The sequence below is a fragment of the Novosphingobium sp. ZW T3_23 genome, from assembly GCF_044987305.1.
In the GTDB taxonomy this organism is placed as follows: domain Bacteria; phylum Pseudomonadota; class Alphaproteobacteria; order Sphingomonadales; family Sphingomonadaceae; genus Novosphingobium.
This window is the reverse complement of record NZ_JBJDRF010000058.1, coordinates 14,115-32,161: the sequence shown is the minus strand read 5'-3', so window position 1 is coordinate 32,161 and position 18,047 is coordinate 14,115. Positions and strand designations below refer to the sequence as shown.

Annotated in this window: 13 protein-coding genes; 7 read left to right on the top strand and 6 right to left on the bottom strand. The window is 61.1% G+C overall.

The features are described from left to right. Nucleotides 1-580: 580 nt before the first annotated feature. From ACI3K3_RS21490 to ACI3K3_RS21480, 3 genes are all read right to left on the bottom strand, one after another. Complete coding sequence (locus ACI3K3_RS21490) at nucleotides 581-1,525, bottom strand: DUF1214 domain-containing protein (protein WP_404917434.1); 945 nt, start codon at nucleotides 1,523-1,525, stop codon at nucleotides 581-583. Between the two features lie 282 nt (nucleotides 1,526-1,807). Beyond that, a complete protein-coding gene (locus ACI3K3_RS21485) occupies nucleotides 1,808-3,319 on the bottom strand; it encodes an arylsulfatase (protein WP_404917432.1) in 1,512 nt (503 codons plus the stop codon). Between the two features lie 274 nt (nucleotides 3,320-3,593). Further along, nucleotides 3,594-4,481, bottom strand: coding sequence for a LysR family transcriptional regulator (locus tag ACI3K3_RS21480; protein ID WP_404917430.1), 888 nt, complete (start codon nucleotides 4,479-4,481; stop codon nucleotides 3,594-3,596). Between the two features lie 98 nt (nucleotides 4,482-4,579). Here ACI3K3_RS21480 and ACI3K3_RS21475 point away from each other — a divergent pair, with 98 nt between their 5' ends. From ACI3K3_RS21475 to ACI3K3_RS21460, 4 genes are all read left to right on the top strand, one after another. Next, nucleotides 4,580-5,329 carry a sulfite exporter TauE/SafE family protein gene (locus tag ACI3K3_RS21475; RefSeq protein ID WP_404917428.1) on the top strand — a complete coding sequence of 250 codons (750 nt, stop codon included), beginning with the start codon at nucleotides 4,580-4,582 and terminating at the stop codon, nucleotides 5,327-5,329. Nucleotides 5,330-5,491: 162 nt separating this feature from the next. Next, nucleotides 5,492-5,995, top strand: coding sequence for an RNA polymerase sigma factor (locus ACI3K3_RS21470; RefSeq protein WP_404917426.1), 504 nt, complete (start codon nucleotides 5,492-5,494; stop codon nucleotides 5,993-5,995). Between the two features lie 37 nt (nucleotides 5,996-6,032). Beyond that, the gene (locus tag ACI3K3_RS21465) at nucleotides 6,033-6,914 is read left to right on the top strand and encodes a FecR family protein (protein ID WP_404917424.1); all 882 of its coding nucleotides are present in this window, start codon (nucleotides 6,033-6,035) and stop codon (nucleotides 6,912-6,914) included. 127 nt (nucleotides 6,915-7,041) lie between these two features. Next, nucleotides 7,042-10,077, top strand: a complete 3,036-nt coding sequence (locus tag ACI3K3_RS21460) for a TonB-dependent receptor (protein WP_404917422.1) — start codon at nucleotides 7,042-7,044, stop codon at nucleotides 10,075-10,077. A gap of 227 nt (nucleotides 10,078-10,304) precedes the next feature. On the opposite strand, the gene ACI3K3_RS21455 is transcribed toward ACI3K3_RS21460, so the two are convergent. From ACI3K3_RS21455 to ACI3K3_RS21445, 3 genes are all read right to left on the bottom strand, one after another. Further along, nucleotides 10,305-12,014, bottom strand: coding sequence for an SDR family NAD(P)-dependent oxidoreductase (locus ACI3K3_RS21455; protein WP_404917420.1), 1,710 nt, complete (start codon nucleotides 12,012-12,014; stop codon nucleotides 10,305-10,307). Nucleotides 12,015-12,094: 80 nt separating this feature from the next. Next, entirely contained in the window at nucleotides 12,095-12,994 is a 900-nt protein-coding gene (locus tag ACI3K3_RS21450; RefSeq protein ID WP_404917418.1) for a LysR substrate-binding domain-containing protein, read from the bottom strand. 72 nt (nucleotides 12,995-13,066) lie between these two features. Further along, complete coding sequence (locus ACI3K3_RS21445) at nucleotides 13,067-13,303, bottom strand: hypothetical protein (protein WP_404917416.1); 237 nt, start codon at nucleotides 13,301-13,303, stop codon at nucleotides 13,067-13,069. 43 nt (nucleotides 13,304-13,346) lie between these two features. Here ACI3K3_RS21445 and ACI3K3_RS21440 point away from each other — a divergent pair, with 43 nt between their 5' ends. The 3 genes from ACI3K3_RS21440 to ACI3K3_RS21430 are packed head-to-tail and all read left to right on the top strand — an operon-like array spanning nucleotide 13,347 to nucleotide 18,029. Next, nucleotides 13,347-15,956, top strand: coding sequence for a TonB-dependent receptor (locus ACI3K3_RS21440; protein WP_404917414.1), 2,610 nt, complete (start codon nucleotides 13,347-13,349; stop codon nucleotides 15,954-15,956). Nucleotides 15,957-15,958: 2 nt separating this feature from the next. Beyond that, nucleotides 15,959-16,732 carry a DUF1868 domain-containing protein gene (locus ACI3K3_RS21435; RefSeq protein ID WP_404917412.1) on the top strand — a complete coding sequence of 258 codons (774 nt, stop codon included), beginning with the start codon at nucleotides 15,959-15,961 and terminating at the stop codon, nucleotides 16,730-16,732. A gap of 31 nt (nucleotides 16,733-16,763) precedes the next feature. Further along, entirely contained in the window at nucleotides 16,764-18,029 is a 1,266-nt protein-coding gene (locus ACI3K3_RS21430; RefSeq protein ID WP_404917410.1) for an MFS transporter, read from the top strand. The last annotated feature ends 18 nt before the right edge of the window (nucleotides 18,030-18,047 follow it).

Sequence of the window (18,047 nt, the reverse complement as noted above, 5' to 3'; positions counted from 1 at the left end):
TCTCAAACGTCCTGAGGTTCGCTTGGCTGATGGAATGTGATACAGCAGTCATCGCGGTCTTCATAGCTCATCAAAGGGATGAGAAAAGCATTGATATCGACGGTAACGCAGAGCTGTACCGGCCTCACGCGCGAGATACTTCTATTACTCATAGTTTGTCATTGTTGGATTTTTGAAGGGACTATCCCGGACAGTCAGTCTGTGCGGTTTGATCCTTGACGCTGCGTCTTTTCCGCATTCCACTTTTGCTAGAATCTCGATGGAGAGGCAGGCCGTCGAACTGAAAATTCAAAATCGCCAAGTAAACTGACACAAACGGGTGCTTTCATCCGGCGCCCTACGCCTCGAATTGGGGACAAAACTGGCGTTCTCGGGCGGGCCGGGGATGGCAGGTACCGATCCAGAACCACTTGTTCGCCGGTCGGGCTTTGAACGGCAGTCTCTGACACAACTAGCGCGAGGCCGCACGGCAGCCACGCGACCTCATAGTCACCGTTTAGCGGGCTCGAAAGCGATCCCGTAAGCTGTCGCGCCTTCAGCCGGAAGCGTTACCGTCTGTCGCGCTAGCCCCCGATTTGCCTCATTCGATCGGCTGCGCCTTGGGAAACGTCCAACTGCCGTCAAGAATTTCGGACCGGGGTCGATACATGCGCACTGCGTAGTTCCAGCCCGGCATGATCGGGAGGCAGTTAGTTACCTGTCCGTCGCAGCCGCCGAACTGGATCGTGAACCCGCCGTCCGAATCCGGCTTGGCGGTGAGGTTATTGAGCGAATACGCATTTTGCGCATTGCGCTCGAAATAACCCGCTTTGTTGTAGACGGTGACAGACCAAAAGCCGTCCACCGGCACGTCCTTCACCGTCAGGCGGTAGATCGTCTTTCCGTCATTCCGCTCGGGCCAGTCTGCCATATAACTGGCGTCGCGCGCCGGATTGCCGCCCCAGCCGATCGCCGTAGCGATCAGGTGCGATTCGGGGTCGACCGAGGCACGGGTCCCGAACCCCCGTTTTTCGTCCGGGACTGGCATCTTGCTTAGCCGGCCGCGAGTCTCCGCAAGCGATGCCTGGTCCCAATCCGGAAGTTCGAGGCGGCCTGGCGCGACTTGCTCCACCCGGATCGCGTCCTGCAAGGCATGCACCTTCTGCAGATCTGCCGGATCAGTGGGATCAACCAGCGTGCGGATGAGAAAGCCCAAATAGCGCGTTCCCACCTGCTCACGCGTGAACCTGTGCGGCGTGGTGTCGTAATAGGTCCCGGCGACATAGTGGTCCTCGTCAATCGCGAGGATCGACATGAAGCGGCCACTGGCCTCGGGCAGCGCGATCGTGAGCGCACCCGCGTCGAGATCGAATACGGCACGCGAATAGACCGTATCGCGGTTCATGCGGATGACTGTCTGGTGGTCTAGGTCCACGAGGTCGCGGTCGTGTGCGAACTTACCGAAGCCGCCCTCCTTCGCAAAAGCCGCGAAGTAGTTGTCGGTTTCGGCACGGATGAAGTTTTTCATGGTGACGGGGGTGCTCATTGGTGCGCTCCTTGCCTCCAACTATGTCTAGCATTGGCCCGCACGATGGTATCAGGCGAAGGACCGACGGTGAGGATGGAATGTCCCAAGCCCTGCCCTTCCTCCCCATCGATCACGGTCTCCAGTGAATGTCCGGTTCTGGGCGCGGCGTCCAAGCTGGCAAGCGTCCGCAAGGGCCGCATTGCTGACCGGGGGGCGTTCAATAAGCGAAGAACAGTTCCGGTGCCAGCGGACATTCCCGTGTCCGCACCGGCACGGCTTGAGTTTGAGTCGCAAACGGCCCTAACCCAATCCGCCAGCCGCGGATTTCATAGCTGCCTCGAGCATTTGGCCAGCGTTGAATGTGGCAGGCGCTTGGCGGGGCGGGAATTCCTTGAATGTGGCAACGTGCTTTTGCAGGAGATACGCCGCCGGCATGACCGTCCACAATTTAGCGCCAGCATAGATAGGATAAAATGCCGCATTCATATGCTGTTCGAATGGGTCGTTCCGCAGGTTGACCGGGCGAGGGACCGTGGGAGTGACCGAAGAGCCGGCGAACCAATCGTCCTTCACGATGAAATGCACCTTCCAGTCTTTGTAACGCACAGCGTAAAGGTCGTGTTCGCCGTAGTAGAAGAACTCGTGCCGTGACGAATTCACCTCCTCGCCGGTCAAGTAGGGCAGCTGATTGTAGCCATCGAGATGGACCTTGAAGGTCTTGTCTCCCGTCTTGTGCCCCTTGAGCAGCTTCTCCTTCACATCTGGCTCACCTACTGCAGCCAGAACGGTAGGCACCACGTCTTCCAGCGAGAAAATTCCATTCAGCACCTTTCCGGCGGGAATATGTCCGGGCCAACGCATCAAGTAGGGAACGCGAAACCCGCCTTCCCACCCAAGGCCCTTTTCGCCGCGAAATGGGCTGGTCCCGCCATCGGGCCAGGAGAATTTCTCGGCGCCGTTGTCAGTTGTGAAAATCACGATCGTATCGTCTGCGATGCCTAGCGCATCGAGCTTGTCGAGCAACGAGCCTACGACCCAGTCGAGTTCCTGGACGCCATCGGCATAGACGCCAAGCTTGGTTTTACCCGCCCAGCGTTCGGACAGATGGGTGAAAACATGCATCCGCGTGGTGTTGTGCCAAAGGAAGAACGGCTCGCCGGAGGCATGGACGCGATCGATAAAATCGAGCGAGCGGCCGAGAAGATCCTCCTCGATCGTTTCCATGCGCTTTTTGGTGAGAGGCCCTGTGTCCTTGATGGTCTGTTTGCCAACTCGGCCGAAACGTTCATCGACTGTGTGATCGTCCGCATCGGACGCTTTGCAATCGAGTACGCCGCGAGGGCCAAACAGCGTCTCGAATGCGGGATCATCCTTGGGGTAATCGGGCTGCTCGGGCTCCTCTTCCGCATTCAGGTGATAGAGGTTGCCGTAGAACTCATCGAAGCCGTGGACGGTGGGCAGATATTCGTTGCGGTCTCCAAGATGGTTCTTGCCGATCTGGGCGGTCTTGTAGCCATGCGGCTTCAAAAGCTCAGCCAAGGTGGGATCCTCTGAGAAGAGCCCTTGCGGGGCGCCGGGCAGGCCGACCGCCGTCAAACCGGTTCGCATGGGAAGCTGCCCGGTTATGAAGGCCGCCCTGCCGGCGGTGCAACTCGCCTGCGCATAGGCGTCGGTCAGGCGAATCCCCTCTTTCGCCAAGCGATCCATATTGGGCGTCGTGGTGCCCATTATCCCTTGATGATAGGCACTCACGTCGAACCACCCGAGATCGTCCGCAATGATCGCAAGCACATTCGGTTTGCCGTTGGGCATGGTAGCCTCCCCAGCTGAAGTCGCGGGAATACCATGGCCTTTCCCCATTCCACGGAAATCGGAATTTGTACCGAACTGCGTTTCGGTAATTTCCCCTATCGCGTTTCTACTGAGTTCTATGCCCTCATCGGACACTTGCGATTTATGTCGTCGCGTGTCTTCCTCCGCAGCATCCAGATAAATTGTGCAGAGGCTGAACGACTGGTTCTGTCGGGATCCGACCTTTGGGCGTCCAGAAAGGAATGGCAACAACTGGTCCGCCTGCTGCCGGAAGCTATTCGCTCACTCGTGATAAATGATCGAACAGTGCTTTAGCGGGCGGTGTGAGTTCGCTTTCGGCACGTACACACAATGACAGATGGCGAGTGGCCCAGTCGTCATGCAAGCGGATAATCGCAATTTTCGTTGATCGCCGGCAACGTCGCGCTGCAGTTTCAGGGACTATCCCTATGCCCACCCCGGCTCCTGCCATCTGACAGATGCCATCGAAGCTGCGGAGCCGAACCCGCATCTTCAATCCTGCCCCCGCGCGAGAAGCGTGCCCTTCGATGTGGTCCTGCAACGCCCCGCCCGTCAGGCCGATGAAATGATGCCCGGCAAGGTCGCCGAACCTCACCCGCGCGCATTCCGACAGCGAATGCTCCTTGGATGCAACGACAACAAGGCGATCGACCGCGAAGGGCCGCAACGTCAAATCGGCCGTCTCGACCGCGCTCGACAGCACGCCGATTTCGGCGAAGCCTGCGCTGATGCTTTTGGCAATTTCGGCGCTTTGGCGCTCCCTCATATCGATGTCGACCTGAGGGTTTGCAGCCATCCAAGACTCAAGACGCTTGGGTAAAAACTCCGTAATGGCTGCGGTATTCGCGAAGACACGTACCGAAGCGCGCAGGCCTTTCGCATATTGACCGATATCGCCCCGCATCTGCGCCATCTGGTGCAGAATCTTGCGGGCATGGTGCGCCAGCATCTCTCCGGCTTCGGTTGGCACTATGCCGCGGCGCCCGCGATCTAGCAGGGTCACTTCCCCCGCCGCTTCCATTTCGCGAAGCCGTTCACTAGCCGCTGGAAGTGACAAGCCTACCTCGGCGGCGCCATGAGTGATGGTGCCGGCGTCCACCACCGCGAGGAACAGGCGAAGGTCAGTAAGGTCGAAGCGCATTGGGGGACTCTTAAAGCGTTTCCTGCCTTCGCTCCAGCCGAAGCCACCACTCGGCCCTTCCGCATTGTCAGACGTATAGCAGTAAGCAACTCTGGGGCATGCCTGGCTATTCACTCCCATTAATCGCCCTGATCATCACGACCTTCTTTGCCGCTGGCATCGTCAAAGGGGTGACCGGCATGGGGTTGCCCACCGTGGCTATGGGAGTGCTGGGATCTACGCTATCGCCGCTAGGCGCCGCCACGCTGTTGCTGGTACCATCGTTCGTCACAAACGTCTGGCAGCTTTTTGCAGGTCCGAAGCTGGGAATGCTCATCCGTCGGCTTTGGCCGATGTTGCTGACGATCATCATCGGGACGATCGTTGGCTCTATGGTGCTGACGGGAGGGAACACCAAACTGACGACCATAGGCCTGGGAATTGCCCTGGTCTTCTATGCCGCGTACACGCTATTGGCCAAGGCTCTCCGCATTTCTCACCGATTGGAGCCGTGGCTGTCTCCGGTGATCGGGCTAGTCACCGGACTCGTCACGGGCGCGACGGGCGTGTTCGTGATACCTGCTGTGCCGTACATCCAGTCACTCGGCCTGGAACGCGATGATCTAGTGCAGGCGCTGGGTCTTTCGTTCACCGTGTCGACGATCGCGCTTGCGATTGGGCTGTTTTGGCATGGCGCAACCCCGATCGGGAATCTGCTGACCTCGGCGCTTGCAGTCGTTCCCGCGCTCCTTGGCATGGTAGCCGGACAATGGATCCGGATACGAATTAGCCCGCAGCTATTCCGCCGGCTTTTCCTGATCTTTTTGCTGTTGTTGGGCTTGGAAATGGCCGTTCATGGCCTGCGCTGACAGGACCACCTTCCGTAGCCCTCTGCTGCGTCTCGTTTCCCTGCATTCGTCGGCAGCATCTGCAATAGGGCGGCTTTAGATTATCAGCGTTTTCAATGTGCTTTCATGTCCTGATCGACCACGCAGCATTATTGTAACAATGGGCGCTTAAGTCGCCGCGACATGGGTGCCACGACGTCTCTCCTGCGCGCGCAACGAGCAAATCTCCTGCAATACGTGGGGCGGCAGGTTCGTGACTCCATGCTCAGCGAGGATATTGTCCAAGAGGCGTATCTGCGTTTGATCAGCTTCGAATCGAAGCCCGGCGGCGTGGTGAACGATGCCCCGGCTTTCCTTCGCAAAATCTCGTTGAACCTGGTTCGCGATCATTTTCGCCGGACGAAGAGCGTCCCTCTCGTCGAATTGCCGGTGACGATCGCCTGTCCGATACCGACGGCCGACGTGCAGCTGGAACGCAAGCAACTCGTCGACCTGGTTTTCGAGATACTCAAGGCTATGCCGAAGCTGCGCCGGGACGTCTTCATCCGCCGCCGGGTCAACGGAGAATCCGCAGGTGAAGTTGCCGAGGCTCTCGGCCTGTCGCCCAGCGCCGTTAGCAACCACGTCGCCCGCGCCGTACTGGATCTCGATGCCGCCATCGAAAAGATCGAACAGCGTGCCTGCTAGTCAGGTCGACCCGATCAAGTGGGCGGCCGCTCAGTGGGTGGAGCGCCGGATGGACGATGGTCCGTTCGAAGAGGAGGCGTTCGATACCTGGATCGACCAGGACCCGCGCCATCGCACGGCATTCGACGGGATGTGGCGCCGAATTATGGGCCCCGGCATGGGGGCTGCCCTGCACGATTACGACCGGCGCATGAAGGCGCGCCGCACGGCTGTCGCCAGCGTGGCAGCGATCCTGATCATGGCCGCCGGCGGTTACAAGGCCATGCCGCTGATCGAGATGCAGATGGCAGATGCCCATCAGTTTGCAGCGGCCGACGGCACGGTGCGTGAGGTCGTGCTGGAAGATGGCACCCGATTGACGCTGGGCGGAGGCACGAATGTGACTGTCCGCTATACCGGCCATGACCGTGTGATCGAGCTGGGTCAGGGTGCGCTGTTCGCCAATGTCCACCATGATGAAGACCGACCTTTCCGGATCGAGACAGATGACGCGGAGATCGTCGACAAGGGCACCAGTTTCGAAGTGGTGAGCAAGGCGGCGCATGTCAGGGTGACGGTCGCCGCCGGTATCGTGGACTTCGCAAAGCGGGGCTGGTTCCAGAAGCCGACGAGGCTGGCTGCCAATCAGGTCGCCGTCCTCGATCGGAACGGCGTGAACCGCAGCGCCGATGTACGGCCCGGTGATGTTGCGCCGTGGCGCGGCGAATGGGTCGAGTACAAGGCGAAGCCGCTGAAGGATGTCGTCGACGACTTGCGCAGCCTGTCACCGGCACCGATTGAATTCGCGCGCGAAGAGTTGGGCGCGCAGCCCGTGAGTGGCCGCATCCGGCTGACTGATCCGATGGGGCAGCTTGAAAATCTGTCGGTCATCCAAGGATTCAATGTCCAAAGGACAGATGACAGGATCATCATCTACTGATCCATCATGATTTCATCAAATTGAAATAAAAATGTATCGGAAATGTAAAAACAAAAAATGTGAAATTTTCGGTGAACCCCCGTCTTTGGTCTGAACTCGTTTATCGAAACGCAGGGGGAACACCAAAGTGACAGCTTTCAAGACCGCGCTCCGTACGAGCGTTACTGCCTTCGCACTGACCATCGGCGCTGTATGCGCGGCCTCGCCCGCCATCGCACAGAGCAGGATTTTCCTGCCGTCGGCCAACCTTGAGGATTCCATCAACACGCTGTCGCGCCAGGCAGGCGTCCAGATACTCGTCAATCACACACTGGTGCGGGGCAGGAAGGCTCCCGCGATCAAGGGCGCTACGTCGGCTGATGCGGCGCTAAACGAACTGCTGCGAGGGTCGGGCCTGACTTACGAGAAGCGGGAAGGCACTTATCTCGTCGTCCGTGGCTCTGTTCCCGCTCCCGCGCGTGCCGTTTCTGCGGCTCCGGCGCGCAAGGTCTCCGTAGCCGCGCAGACCACGCCGGCCCTGACCGCCGACAACAGCGCCGTTGCCGAGGATATCGTCGTCTCCGGCTACCGCCGCAGTCTCGATGAAGCGATCGACATGAAGCGCGCCACAGTGGGCTTCTCGGATTCGATCGTCGCAACCGACATCGCCGATTTTCCCGAGCAGAACCTTTCCGAAGCGCTGCAGCGCATTCCCGGCGTGACCATCGAGCGCAACAAGGGCCTCGGCACGCGCGTCAACGTGCGCGGTCTGCCAACCGAATTCACGTTCGTCTCGATCAACAAGCTCGCCACCGCTACGGGATCCGGCGGGCGTGCCGTCGAGTTCGACATGTTTGCGTCCGAACTGATGCAATCGGTCACTGTCCAGAAGTCGCCCACCGCGGCGGACGAAGAAGGTGGCATCGCCGGGTCGGTCTACATTCGCACCGCCCGCCCGTTCGACACGCCCGGTCGGCGCCTCGTAGGCAGCGCGGAAGGTGCCTACAATTCCATCTCCGAGAAGATCGACCCGAGCGCTTCTTTCCTCGCCAGCGACACTTTCGGCGATTTCGGCGTGCTCGTCTCGGTAGCCAAGCAGCAACGCACCAATCGCACGGATTCAAACTCGGGCATCAACTTCCGCCCGATAGCGCGCTGGACCGATCGTACGGGAACGACCTATCGCAACCAGGCGATCTCCGTGCTCCAGCGCGACGCGGGCATCGCCTTCTCGAATGACGACAAGAACCGCATCGTGTTCCTCGATAAGGTCGGCGACAGGGTCTATCGGAACGATCAGGATCGCCTCGGGCTTTCCGGTTCGGTGCAGTACCAGCCCAGCAAGAATTTCAACCTCGTGTTCGATGCGTTCGTGGGTTCCTACAAGACGCACGAGGACGAATATGACGCGGCAGGCTATTCGGCGTCCAGCAACTCCACGCTCGATACGATCCACGAATTCGATGACACCACACTGTCCGATGCGGGCATCGTGGTGCTGAAGGACGTCTCCTACACCAACACCCAGCATGAATTCCTGAGCAAGGAATATATCAACAAGACCGACTATCGCCAGTTTGGCGGCGAGATGAACTGGAAGCTCGGCCAGCTATCGGTCAATGCGCTGGCCGGCTACTCCGGCGCGACCAAGACGCTCGATTTCGCCAACCTCAAGCATGTCGCCTATGCCCCTTCGCGCACGCGCTACACCGAGACCGGCGGCGAGACGATCCCCAGCGCCGCGGCGGGCACGATCGACATGTATAATGCGCCGAACTCCTATCTTTTCGAAGCCTATGAGACGACGCGCGAGCGGATCAAGGATGACAAATATGCAGCGCAGCTCGATCTGAGCTACGAGTTCGGCCCCTCCATCTTCAAGCGCTTCAGCTTCGGCGGCCGGTACACGAACAAGACCAATGAACGTGAATATGGCGAAGAGAAGATCCAGGGCCCCACGCGCGGCAGCACTGCCTATGTGAACGTACGCAGGCTTTCCGACAGTCCGCTCACCAGCGTGACGGATATCGTCGGCGGCAAGTCCTATCAGGCGCGGGACATCGACTGGGCGCAGGTCTCGAACGAATATGCCCGCGAATTCTTCCGCCCCGCCGACTTCGTGACGCCCTTCAACAACGCGAACTACTACAAGGTGAGGGAAGAAGTGGTCGCGGGATATGCGATGCTCGATCTCGAATTCGACGCGCCTGTCCCCATCTTCGTCAATCTGGGTGGTCGTTACCTGCATACCGCGATCCATTCCGAGGGGTTCCACCAGGTCCAGAACGCAAACGGCAGCACCGGACTGACCCCCGAGCCGGTCTCCAGCGAGGGGAGCTATTCGAAGTTCCTGCCCTCGTTCAACGCACACGCCGAACTGACGGACAGCCTCATCCTGCGCGCAGCCGCGTCGAAAACGCTGATCCGTCCTGCCCTCACCGACCTCGCCTACAAGCGGACGGCGAGCTATAGCAGCTATCGCTACACGGACGGCAATCCAGGCCTGAAGCCGACCTTGGCCGACCAGTGGGAAGTGGGCGCTGAGAAGTATTTTGACCGTGGGGGTATCCTTGCCGCTTCCTATTTCTGGAAGAAGATCAAGGGCGTCGTCCAGAACGAGCTGACCGGAGTGGTGCCCGGAGTGACCGTGCTGAACGCCAACGGCACGGTGAACGGCGTCTACGACTTCGACGTCTATCAGCCGGTGAATGCCGAAGGCTCCTATGACGTCAGCGGCATCGAGCTGAACGCAGTGATCCCGTTTGCCATGATCGCCGACTGGGCGGACGGTTTCGGCGTCAATGCCAACGTGACCTTCCTCGACAGCTCGCTGACCGGCGAGTCCGATCTGGGCATCCCGACCTCGCCGATTGGTCTTTCGAACAACACCTACAACGCGACCGTATTCTATGACAAAGGGCCGATCTCGCTGCGCGTTTCCTACAATCGCAAGGGCAAATATGTGGAGCGTATCGAGCGCAACATGTATCCGGTCTATCGCAACGCTTATGGCCAGTTCGACTTCTCCGCGAGCTACCAGTTGACCCCCAATTTCCGCGTGGAACTGCAGGGTATCAACGTCGGCAATGCCAAGACGACCGGCTATACGATGGATCCTGCCTTCCCGACAACTTACGAGTTTTCGGGAAGCCGCATCAGCTTGGGCGTTCGCGCACAGCTCTGATCCCACGACCTTACCGGGCCGGCGCGCGATCGATATGCGCCGGCCCGCTTTCATCCGCCTCACGCGTTGAAGTGCCTGACTTGATGATTGTGCGCCGTGCCATCACCACCGCGTCTTCTTGGTCGTAGTTCCCGTCTCGCCGCATGAATGGCGGCTTTCTAGCTGTTCCCCGCCACGGTAGCGTCGCAAAGGAACCACTCTGAATAGCCGCCAAGAAGCGTCTAAGCTTACCGCGCAGCGTCCAGACGGATCGTCAGCAACGCTCCTGCCAGGGGTTCCTGTTTCAGCCTTGCATCGGTCAGTCCCAACCGCGCGGTGGTGACGTAGAGCAACTTCCGATCGGGCGAGAAACAACAGCTTGTAGGTCGCGATACCGGCAAGTCGATCTTTCCCATGGACGTGCCGTCCGGGGCGATCCGCCGGATAGCTCCGCCATCGAAGAAGGTGGACCAGATCAGGCCGTCCTCATCGACCAGGAGACCGTCCGGAAAGCCGTCATCGGGGTTGAAGGTGGCAAAGTCTCTTCGGTTGCCGATCGCTCCCGTGAGCGGATCATGATCATAGGCGTAAATAACCGGGATGCGGGAGTCGGTCACGTACAGCGTTCGCCGATCCGGGCTCCAGTCGAGACCGTTGATGAGCGTGAAGCCGTTATCCATTACGTGCCAGCTACCGTCCGGATCGTAGCGATAGAGGAGGCCGGTGCCGCCCTCCAGATCGTTGTGCATCAACCCGATCCAGAGGCGCCCCCGAGCGTCCAGCTTGCCGTCGTTGAGGCGATAGGCAGAGCTGCCTCGCGGCGCGCTGGCAAAGCGCCGCACTTCCCCGGTCGCGCTCACCGTTGCCAGATCGCAGCCGATCGCAGCGATGAGGGTGCCGTCTTCGCGTTCGGCCACCATCCCGATGACGTCCGGCATGCCGAAGGCCGCGTTTCGACGAGTCAGCGGATCGAAGCGGTTTAGCGTGCGGCCGTCGGTATCAACCCACAGCAACTCACCGGTTCGGCTCCAGATTGGGCTCTCGCCAAGAACCGCTGAGCCGCCAAACGCGGCATGGGCGATTTTCGACGGGACCACACGCGGCTCAGGAACCGCGATGGCGATGCGAGACCAGGCATCGGCCACGTCCTCGACTGTCGCAGCCTCCTGCGCGGCCAAATTGCGCGGATATTCGACGCGTTCCGCCTCCTGGGCCCTCGTCGCCACGAACTGACCATTGGCGGCACGCAGCACCCAGCCACTGTCGGTGCAGTCCGGCGAAACAAGCCATAGCGCACCGGGGGCTACCGCCTCCGGATGCAGTTCGTCTGGCTCGCCCTCGATACCCCACATGCGGGTTTTGGCGACCGGCGAGATTGCATTGACCGTGATGCCATGGGGTTCGCCTTCTCGCGCGAGGGCGTTGGCGATACCGATCGCACCCATTTTCGCGGCGGCATAGGAGGCAGGGCCAACCTGCGCGTAGGCCGGATAGATCGCTCGGTCAGACGTGGTGAGAAGGATGCGCCCGAACCGTGCTTCGCGCATCGCCGGCCAAGCTGCCTGGGCCAACCACAGGGGCGTGTCCACGCCCAACCGCATCATGCGATGATGGAAATCGGGATCGAGTTCCTCGATAGCTTCATAACCCACCCACCCGGCATTATGGATCAGCACGTCGAGGCGTCCGTGTTCCGCAACAACGCGTTCGATCAAGTCATGGCAATCGGCACATGTCGCGATCGGTCCCGCCTCGGCGAAAGCCCGACCGCCATCAGCGGCGATCCTGCCGGCTGCACTGGCGGCAACCGCGGGGTCTGTACCAATTCCATCGGAGCCGGTGCCGCTGTCCTGTACGATCACCGTCGCCCCGCGCGCTGCGAGGCCCGATGCATAGGCGAAACCGAGTCCCCGGCCGGCGCCCGTAACCAGCGCCACGCGCCCTGAAAAGTCGATCATGCTGCACCTCCGGGCTCAGCGGTACTCGGCAGCGCGCGGACGGACCAATACCGATGAGGGGATGCCGTGATAGGCGGACGCTATGATCGCAGCGTGTCTTCGAGCCGTCCCACAGCCGGCTGTGCCGCACCCGACTTTCGACAAAGCACGAGCCCAAACGAAGCTTCGGGATCTTCGATGGGATGGTATGCTATCTCGTCGGCGCGGACCTGATGCATCCCGGCCGGTACGATGGCCACACCTGCCTCCACGGCCACGAGGGAAAGAACGGCATGCATGCCATGTGCTTCCTGCACGATCGTTGGCGAAAAGCCGGCATCGCCGCATAACCGCGTCACTCGATCATGGAAGCCTGGTCCCTGATCTCTCGGCCAGCAAACGAATGGCTCCGTTGCCAGGTTGCGAAGCGCGATCACCGGAGCATTCGCAAGAGCATGTCCCATTGGAAGAGCGATCGCCAGTCTGTCACGTTCGAACGGCAGCGTCTGCAGCCCCGCCTGATCTCCAAGCGGCGGTATGACGATGGCGAGATCGAGCGCATCTGCGCGCAGCGCCGCCACTTGCGCAACGGTGGTCATCTCATGCAGGTCTATCTGCACATCGGGGTGCGCCCGCCGGAACCTCCGCAACGCCCCCGGAAGCTTCCCATACATGGCGCTGCCGACGTAGCCCAATCGCACACGGCCATGCTTCCCGTTCGCGGCGTCGCGCGTGGCGCTCAGAGCGTCGGAAGCAGCACCCAGCAATCGCTTCGCTTCAAGCAGCAATACGGCTCCTGCAGAAGTCAAACGGATCGTCTTGCGCCCACGTTCGATCAGGACCGCTCCGACTTCCTGTTCCAGACGGCGGACTGCAGCTGTCAGCGGCGGTTGAGACATCCCAAGCCGATCGGCCGCGCGGGTGAAATGCAGTTCCTCCGCAACGGCGACGAACTGACGCAGCACGCGCAAGTCTATTCGGGGGTGGTCGTCCTGTTCCATGCCTTGCCTGTTCAACGGCGCGACGGTTCCTGTCAAATCCCGCCATTCGCCACGGGGGGCGGGGCGGGGGCCTTATGTTGTCAAAGTTTTCTCGGGGAAATAGTGGGGCGCGACATGGCCAACCTGGCCGACATCGAACGTCTCTATGATGTCGTCCAGCAGCAGCACGCAGGGGATCGACGTCGTTTTCGCCGATGCTAGGGGCGAGATGTTCCCGCTTGGCTCGATCATGAAGAGCATTTCCAGATCATCCCTTCCAAAAATGGCGAAGTTCCCTGCGGCATGCCGACTGTCATAAAATAGAAGCATCTACTAACTAAATATACGTTAGTTAGTTCATAGGGGTCGCACCATGTTCCGATTCGCCAGCGCCACGGCGCTCGCTCTGATTTTCGTTTCGCCTGCCTACGGCCAGGACGCTGCTGGCGGTTCCGGCAACGATATCGTCGTCACGGGCCTTCGCGCTTCGAATGAGCGGGCTGTCGCCATCAAGCGCGATGCGCTGCGCATTACCGATACTGTCTCGGCCACTGAAATCGGCCAGTTGCCGGACTTCAACGCGGGCGATGCGCTCAAGCGCGTTACCGGCGTGAACACGCTGCTCTATCAAGGTGAACCGCGCTTCGTGATCGTGCGTGGCTTCAACCAGGGCTATAACGACCTGCTGGTGGACGGGTTCAGCCTCGCCTCCACCGACATCAACATGGGTACGACCAACTCCAGCGGTCGCGTCATCTCCATGGAGGTGCTGCCGTCCAACATCGCCTCGCACATCGACGTCATCAAGACGGCGACGCCCGAGACCGATGCCAACTTCATCGGCGGTCTCACCAATTTCGTGACGCCCAGCGCCTTCGATTTCCCTTCGGGTCGCATTTCCGGAGCGGTAAGCGGTGGCCCCACCCTCGACAGTAAGGGCGATGGTGGGGACCACTTCACCGGGCAGGCACAGCTTTCGGCCAGTAAACGCTTTGGCGAGGGCGATCAGTTCGGCATCTATCTTTCGGGTACGTACTGGACCCGCGAGATCAACGTGCCTCAGCTCGAAACGGGCAGCGCCAAGAACTGGTACGACGATGCCGGAAAGCGCGTCAGCACACCTTATGGCGGCAACGGCTATGCCGTACCGGGCAACCGGCTTTACTACAACTACGCCAACAAGCGTACGCGCTCAGGCCTTCAGGGCCGGTTCGACTGGAAGCCGGATGACACCTTTTCGGCCTACGCCAGCGGCTATTACTTCCACCAGACCGAGGAGTCGTACCGCCACGACCTGAACGCGGCCGTGCAGAACTCGGCCACCAATTCCGGGCAGACAGCGACCAGCGGCACGCTGTCGAACGTCACCCAGTCGGTGAACCTCGGCCAATACCGCTGGTATCGCGACGTGGCGGGCGCCTATGGCCGGTTCGACAAGCAGTTCAGCGATACGGTGACGCTCGACGGCGGTGCCAGCTGGTCGACCAGCAAGGTCCGCAACCCGCAAACCTATGACAGCTTCAGCCAGAACGGCCTCGCCTTCGATTACGACACCAGCGGTTCGGTGCCGCTGTTCAGCGCGGTGAATGCGGCCAACGCCGCAGATGCCTCTCGCTACATCAGCTCGCAACATCGCGAGGAGACGTACCGCCTGCGCGAAAACCGCTACGATGCGCAGCTCAACCTTCGGTTCAATTCCGCGCCGGGCGACTACGGCCTTGGCGCTGCCGTCGGTGCCCGCTTCACCGCGATCCGTCGCAACGCCAGCTTCGATCGCTACACCTGGACGGGGCTGGGCTATTCACTGGCCGATGTGACCCGTGGCAAAACCCTGTGCGGCTATGTTTGCGACACCCCGATCCCCGTCATCGATCGCGGGCTCGCCGGCTCCGCATTCGCCGCCAATGCGGCTAACGGCACCGGAATCGAGAACGTCGACGACGAAGCGGGTGGCACGTACTCCAACCGCGAAAATGTCTGGGCCGGGTACGCTCAGGTGCAGTATCGCGCCGACAACTGGTATGCCGTGGCCGGTCTGCGCATGGAGGACACCATCGCTGGCAGCAGCGGCCTGCGTCAGACCAATGGCGTCTATGCCCCGATCACGGCAGAGACGCATTACACTAACTGGCTCCCTTCCGCACTTCTGGTGGTCGATACGTTCTCCAACGGCAAACTGCGCCTGGGCGTCAGCGAGACCGTCAGCCGGCCCAGCTTCATGGCCGCGTCAGTTGCGGGGGGCGTACTCAATACCACTGCCGCAACGCCCACGCTGTCCACCGGCAACCCGGACCTCAAGCCCCGGCGGGCCTGGAACCTCGACATCGGTCATGACTGGTATGTCGACGGCGGCCGCGGCATCCTGTCGATCGCGGGTTTCTACAAGTGGATCAGCGACGACTATTTCAACTACGGCGAACTGCAGAGCATGCAGATCGACGGTGTGGCTACCGACGTGCTCGTCACCCAATCGCGCAATACGCAGGACACCGTGCGTGCCTATGGGATCGAACTGGGCGCCTCTTACAACCTTTCGTTCCTGCCGGCGCCGTTCGACGGGCTGGGTATCAGCGGCAACGCCACGTTCTCGCGCGCGCATTTTCCGATCACCTTGTCCGACGGCAGCGTCCAGGTGCTCGACTACCTGCCGCAGCAGGCGAACGAGATTTACAACGTCTCCCTCGTCTACGACAAGGGATCGCTCCATGGTCGCCTGGCATGGAACCATCTGGGCCAGCTGTGGGACGACCGCTATCCGAACTTCACGGCTGACGGCTTCTACCGCAACCGCTATCAGCAGCCGACCGACAACATCGACCTCCAGCTTTCCTACGACGTGACGCCGCAAGTTACCGTCACGTTCGATGCACTGAACGTCACCGGCCAGGGGCAGACATACATGCAGGGCAACGACCAGGAAATCCTCCAGTCCGCCATCGAACTGCCGACCCAGCTCCTGTTCGGCGTGAAGGTGCGGATGTGAGGATGACGCGACGATCCCTGATCGCAAGTGCCGGCCTCGCCGCCGGCACCGTCCTGGGCCCGACATGGGCGTCCGCGCGCGCAGACCGGCCCAAGGATGTTGGGCGCAAGTTCCATGCCGACGGGCGGGTCATGCCTTTCGCCGGTAACACGATCATCTGCCATCTGCCGCAGCAGGGTGCAGGCAGCGAAGCCTTCCTGGCATTGCTGGACATTTATCGTGAGCTGCCCTCGCATACCTTCGCGCGCAAGATGACGGCCTTGCCGCCGTCCAGCTACCATATGACCGTGATCGGTGGTGCCAACGACAAGGACCGCCGCCGTCCACTTTGGCCGGCGGGGGTCGCGCTCGACGCGTCTATGGCGGAGTGCAATTCATATCTCGCGCAGCAGCTGAAGGCCGTGCGTCTGGGCGACGATGCCGGTCCCTATCACATGACCGTCGACCTGCGTGAACCCAAGGTCGGCGAGGAACCGTTGACGATGCGCCTTGTCCCGGCCGACGAGGAAACCCGGGCAAGGCTTTACCGTGCGCGTCGGACGCTGGCTCAGTCCATGGGCATCGGCATCGACTCGCACGACAGCTACGGGTTCCATATCACGCTGGGTTATGCGATCGAATGGCTTACGCCCGCCGAAGACGGGCAGTTCCGTTCTGCGCTGCGCGAGTGGAAACAGCAAGTCTTGCGCCGGGCGCCCGTCATCACGTTCGGAGCACCGGAGTATTGCCTTCTGGACGACATGTTCCATTTCGCGCGGCAGTTCTATCTGAGCTGAGGTTGGCCTGCGGCGCCGGGGGGAAAGAGCGATGCAACTGTTGCGGTATCTGAAAGGACGAACAGCCGCATACGCTCTTGCCCACGCTGCCAAGACACTGTTCTGGGCCTCCAGCGATGTCTATTTCGCATTCTACCTTACGGAAGTGTGCGGCATATCCGCTGCCAGCATGGGGCTGATTATGGCCGCATCCTATCTCGCCAACGCTGTACTGGACTGGCGGTTGGGGCACAGTCTTGCCGCGCGAGTGCGCTCGGCCCGCGGCGCGGGGCAGCTTCAACTGTTCGGTGCCGCGCTGAGTTCTGCCACGCTACTTCTGTTCGGGCTCAGCGCGCTGAGCACCGTCGATTGGCGCCTGTCATCAGCGCTTGCCGCGCTTCTGGCGTTCCGCGCTTCCTATGCTCTTTACGACCTCCCCCAGAACGCCCTTCTGGCCCTGGCCGCGAAGGACGAACGGGAACGCTCGCGCATGGCGGCGGCGCGGCTTGCCGTTAGCGGCATCGCCCGCGTCACCCTGACCGCACTGTTCGTGCCTCTGTTCGTGCGCCGGGGGATAGACATGCAGATCACAAGCTTCCTGGTGCTGGCCGCGCTGATGGGCGTGATCGGGGTCTGTTCCGCAGGTCTCCTGGCCCGCACCCTCCGACGGGACACGGTGGTGGCCTCCGGTGAAAGCCGGCCCTATTCACCGCGCCAGGGCAAAGGGCTCTATATAGCGATGCTGGTGCTGTCGCTTGGCACCACGGTCTTTTCCCAGCTCGAACCCTACCTTGCCGCCTGGGTGCTGACATCGCGCTGGACGGCGGCGGCCCTGCTGACGGCGGTGGCGCTGGGCACATCGCTGTCGCAGCCGCTCTGGCTGGCTCTCGTTCGCCGCAGTTCGCAGCGCACTGCCGCGATTGCCGCGCTCTGCGTTTCGGCCCTTAGCGCGTGCCTGTTTCCCCCGATCGCCAGTGTCGGCGGCCCGTTTCTGGCCGTGATCGGCCTGAGCTACGGCGCTGGCGTGGGCGGTTTGTTCTTCGCGCTATGGTCCGCCGTGGCGAGGCTTGCCACGCGCGATCACGCCCAGCGCGGTGCCACTGCAACCCTCGGCTCATTCGCCGCTTGCGCGAAAGTGGGACAGGCCGCGGCCCTGGGGCTGACCGGCCTCTATCTGCAACGCCTGCACGCGCTGGAGCCCATGGCGTCGGCCGTCAGCATTGCCTTGATGATGGCCATTGCCGTGCTTGCCGCCCTGGGGGCCGTGACAGTGCTGGGGCTCACGGCCACAAGGCTCTTGCGTGCGCAGAGCAGCTAGCTAACGTATATGGCATTA

Excerpts from the sequence above, each read along its gene's own strand:
- ACI3K3_RS21480 (WP_404917430.1), bottom strand. The coding sequence starts at position 4,481 with ATGCGCTTCGACCTTACTGACCTTCGCCTGTTCCTCGCGGTGGTGGAC.
- ACI3K3_RS21445 (WP_404917416.1), bottom strand. The coding sequence starts at position 13,303 with ATGCTTCTATTTTATGACAGTCGGCATGCCGCAGGGAACTTCGCCATT.
- ACI3K3_RS21485 (WP_404917432.1), bottom strand. The coding sequence starts at position 3,319 with ATGCCCAACGGCAAACCGAATGTGCTTGCGATCATTGCGGACGATCTC.
- ACI3K3_RS21450 (WP_404917418.1), bottom strand. The coding sequence starts at position 12,994 with ATGGAACAGGACGACCACCCCCGAATAGACTTGCGCGTGCTGCGTCAG.
- ACI3K3_RS21455 (WP_404917420.1), bottom strand. The coding sequence starts at position 12,014 with ATGATCGACTTTTCAGGGCGCGTGGCGCTGGTTACGGGCGCCGGCCGG.
- ACI3K3_RS21470 (WP_404917426.1), top strand. The coding sequence starts at position 5,492 with ATGGGTGCCACGACGTCTCTCCTGCGCGCGCAACGAGCAAATCTCCTG.
- ACI3K3_RS21430 (WP_404917410.1), top strand. The coding sequence starts at position 16,764 with ATGCAACTGTTGCGGTATCTGAAAGGACGAACAGCCGCATACGCTCTT.
- ACI3K3_RS21440 (WP_404917414.1), top strand. The coding sequence starts at position 13,347 with ATGTTCCGATTCGCCAGCGCCACGGCGCTCGCTCTGATTTTCGTTTCG.
- ACI3K3_RS21435 (WP_404917412.1), top strand. The coding sequence starts at position 15,959 with ATGACGCGACGATCCCTGATCGCAAGTGCCGGCCTCGCCGCCGGCACC.
- ACI3K3_RS21490 (WP_404917434.1), bottom strand. The coding sequence starts at position 1,525 with ATGAGCACCCCCGTCACCATGAAAAACTTCATCCGTGCCGAAACCGAC.
- ACI3K3_RS21475 (WP_404917428.1), top strand. The coding sequence starts at position 4,580 with ATGCCTGGCTATTCACTCCCATTAATCGCCCTGATCATCACGACCTTC.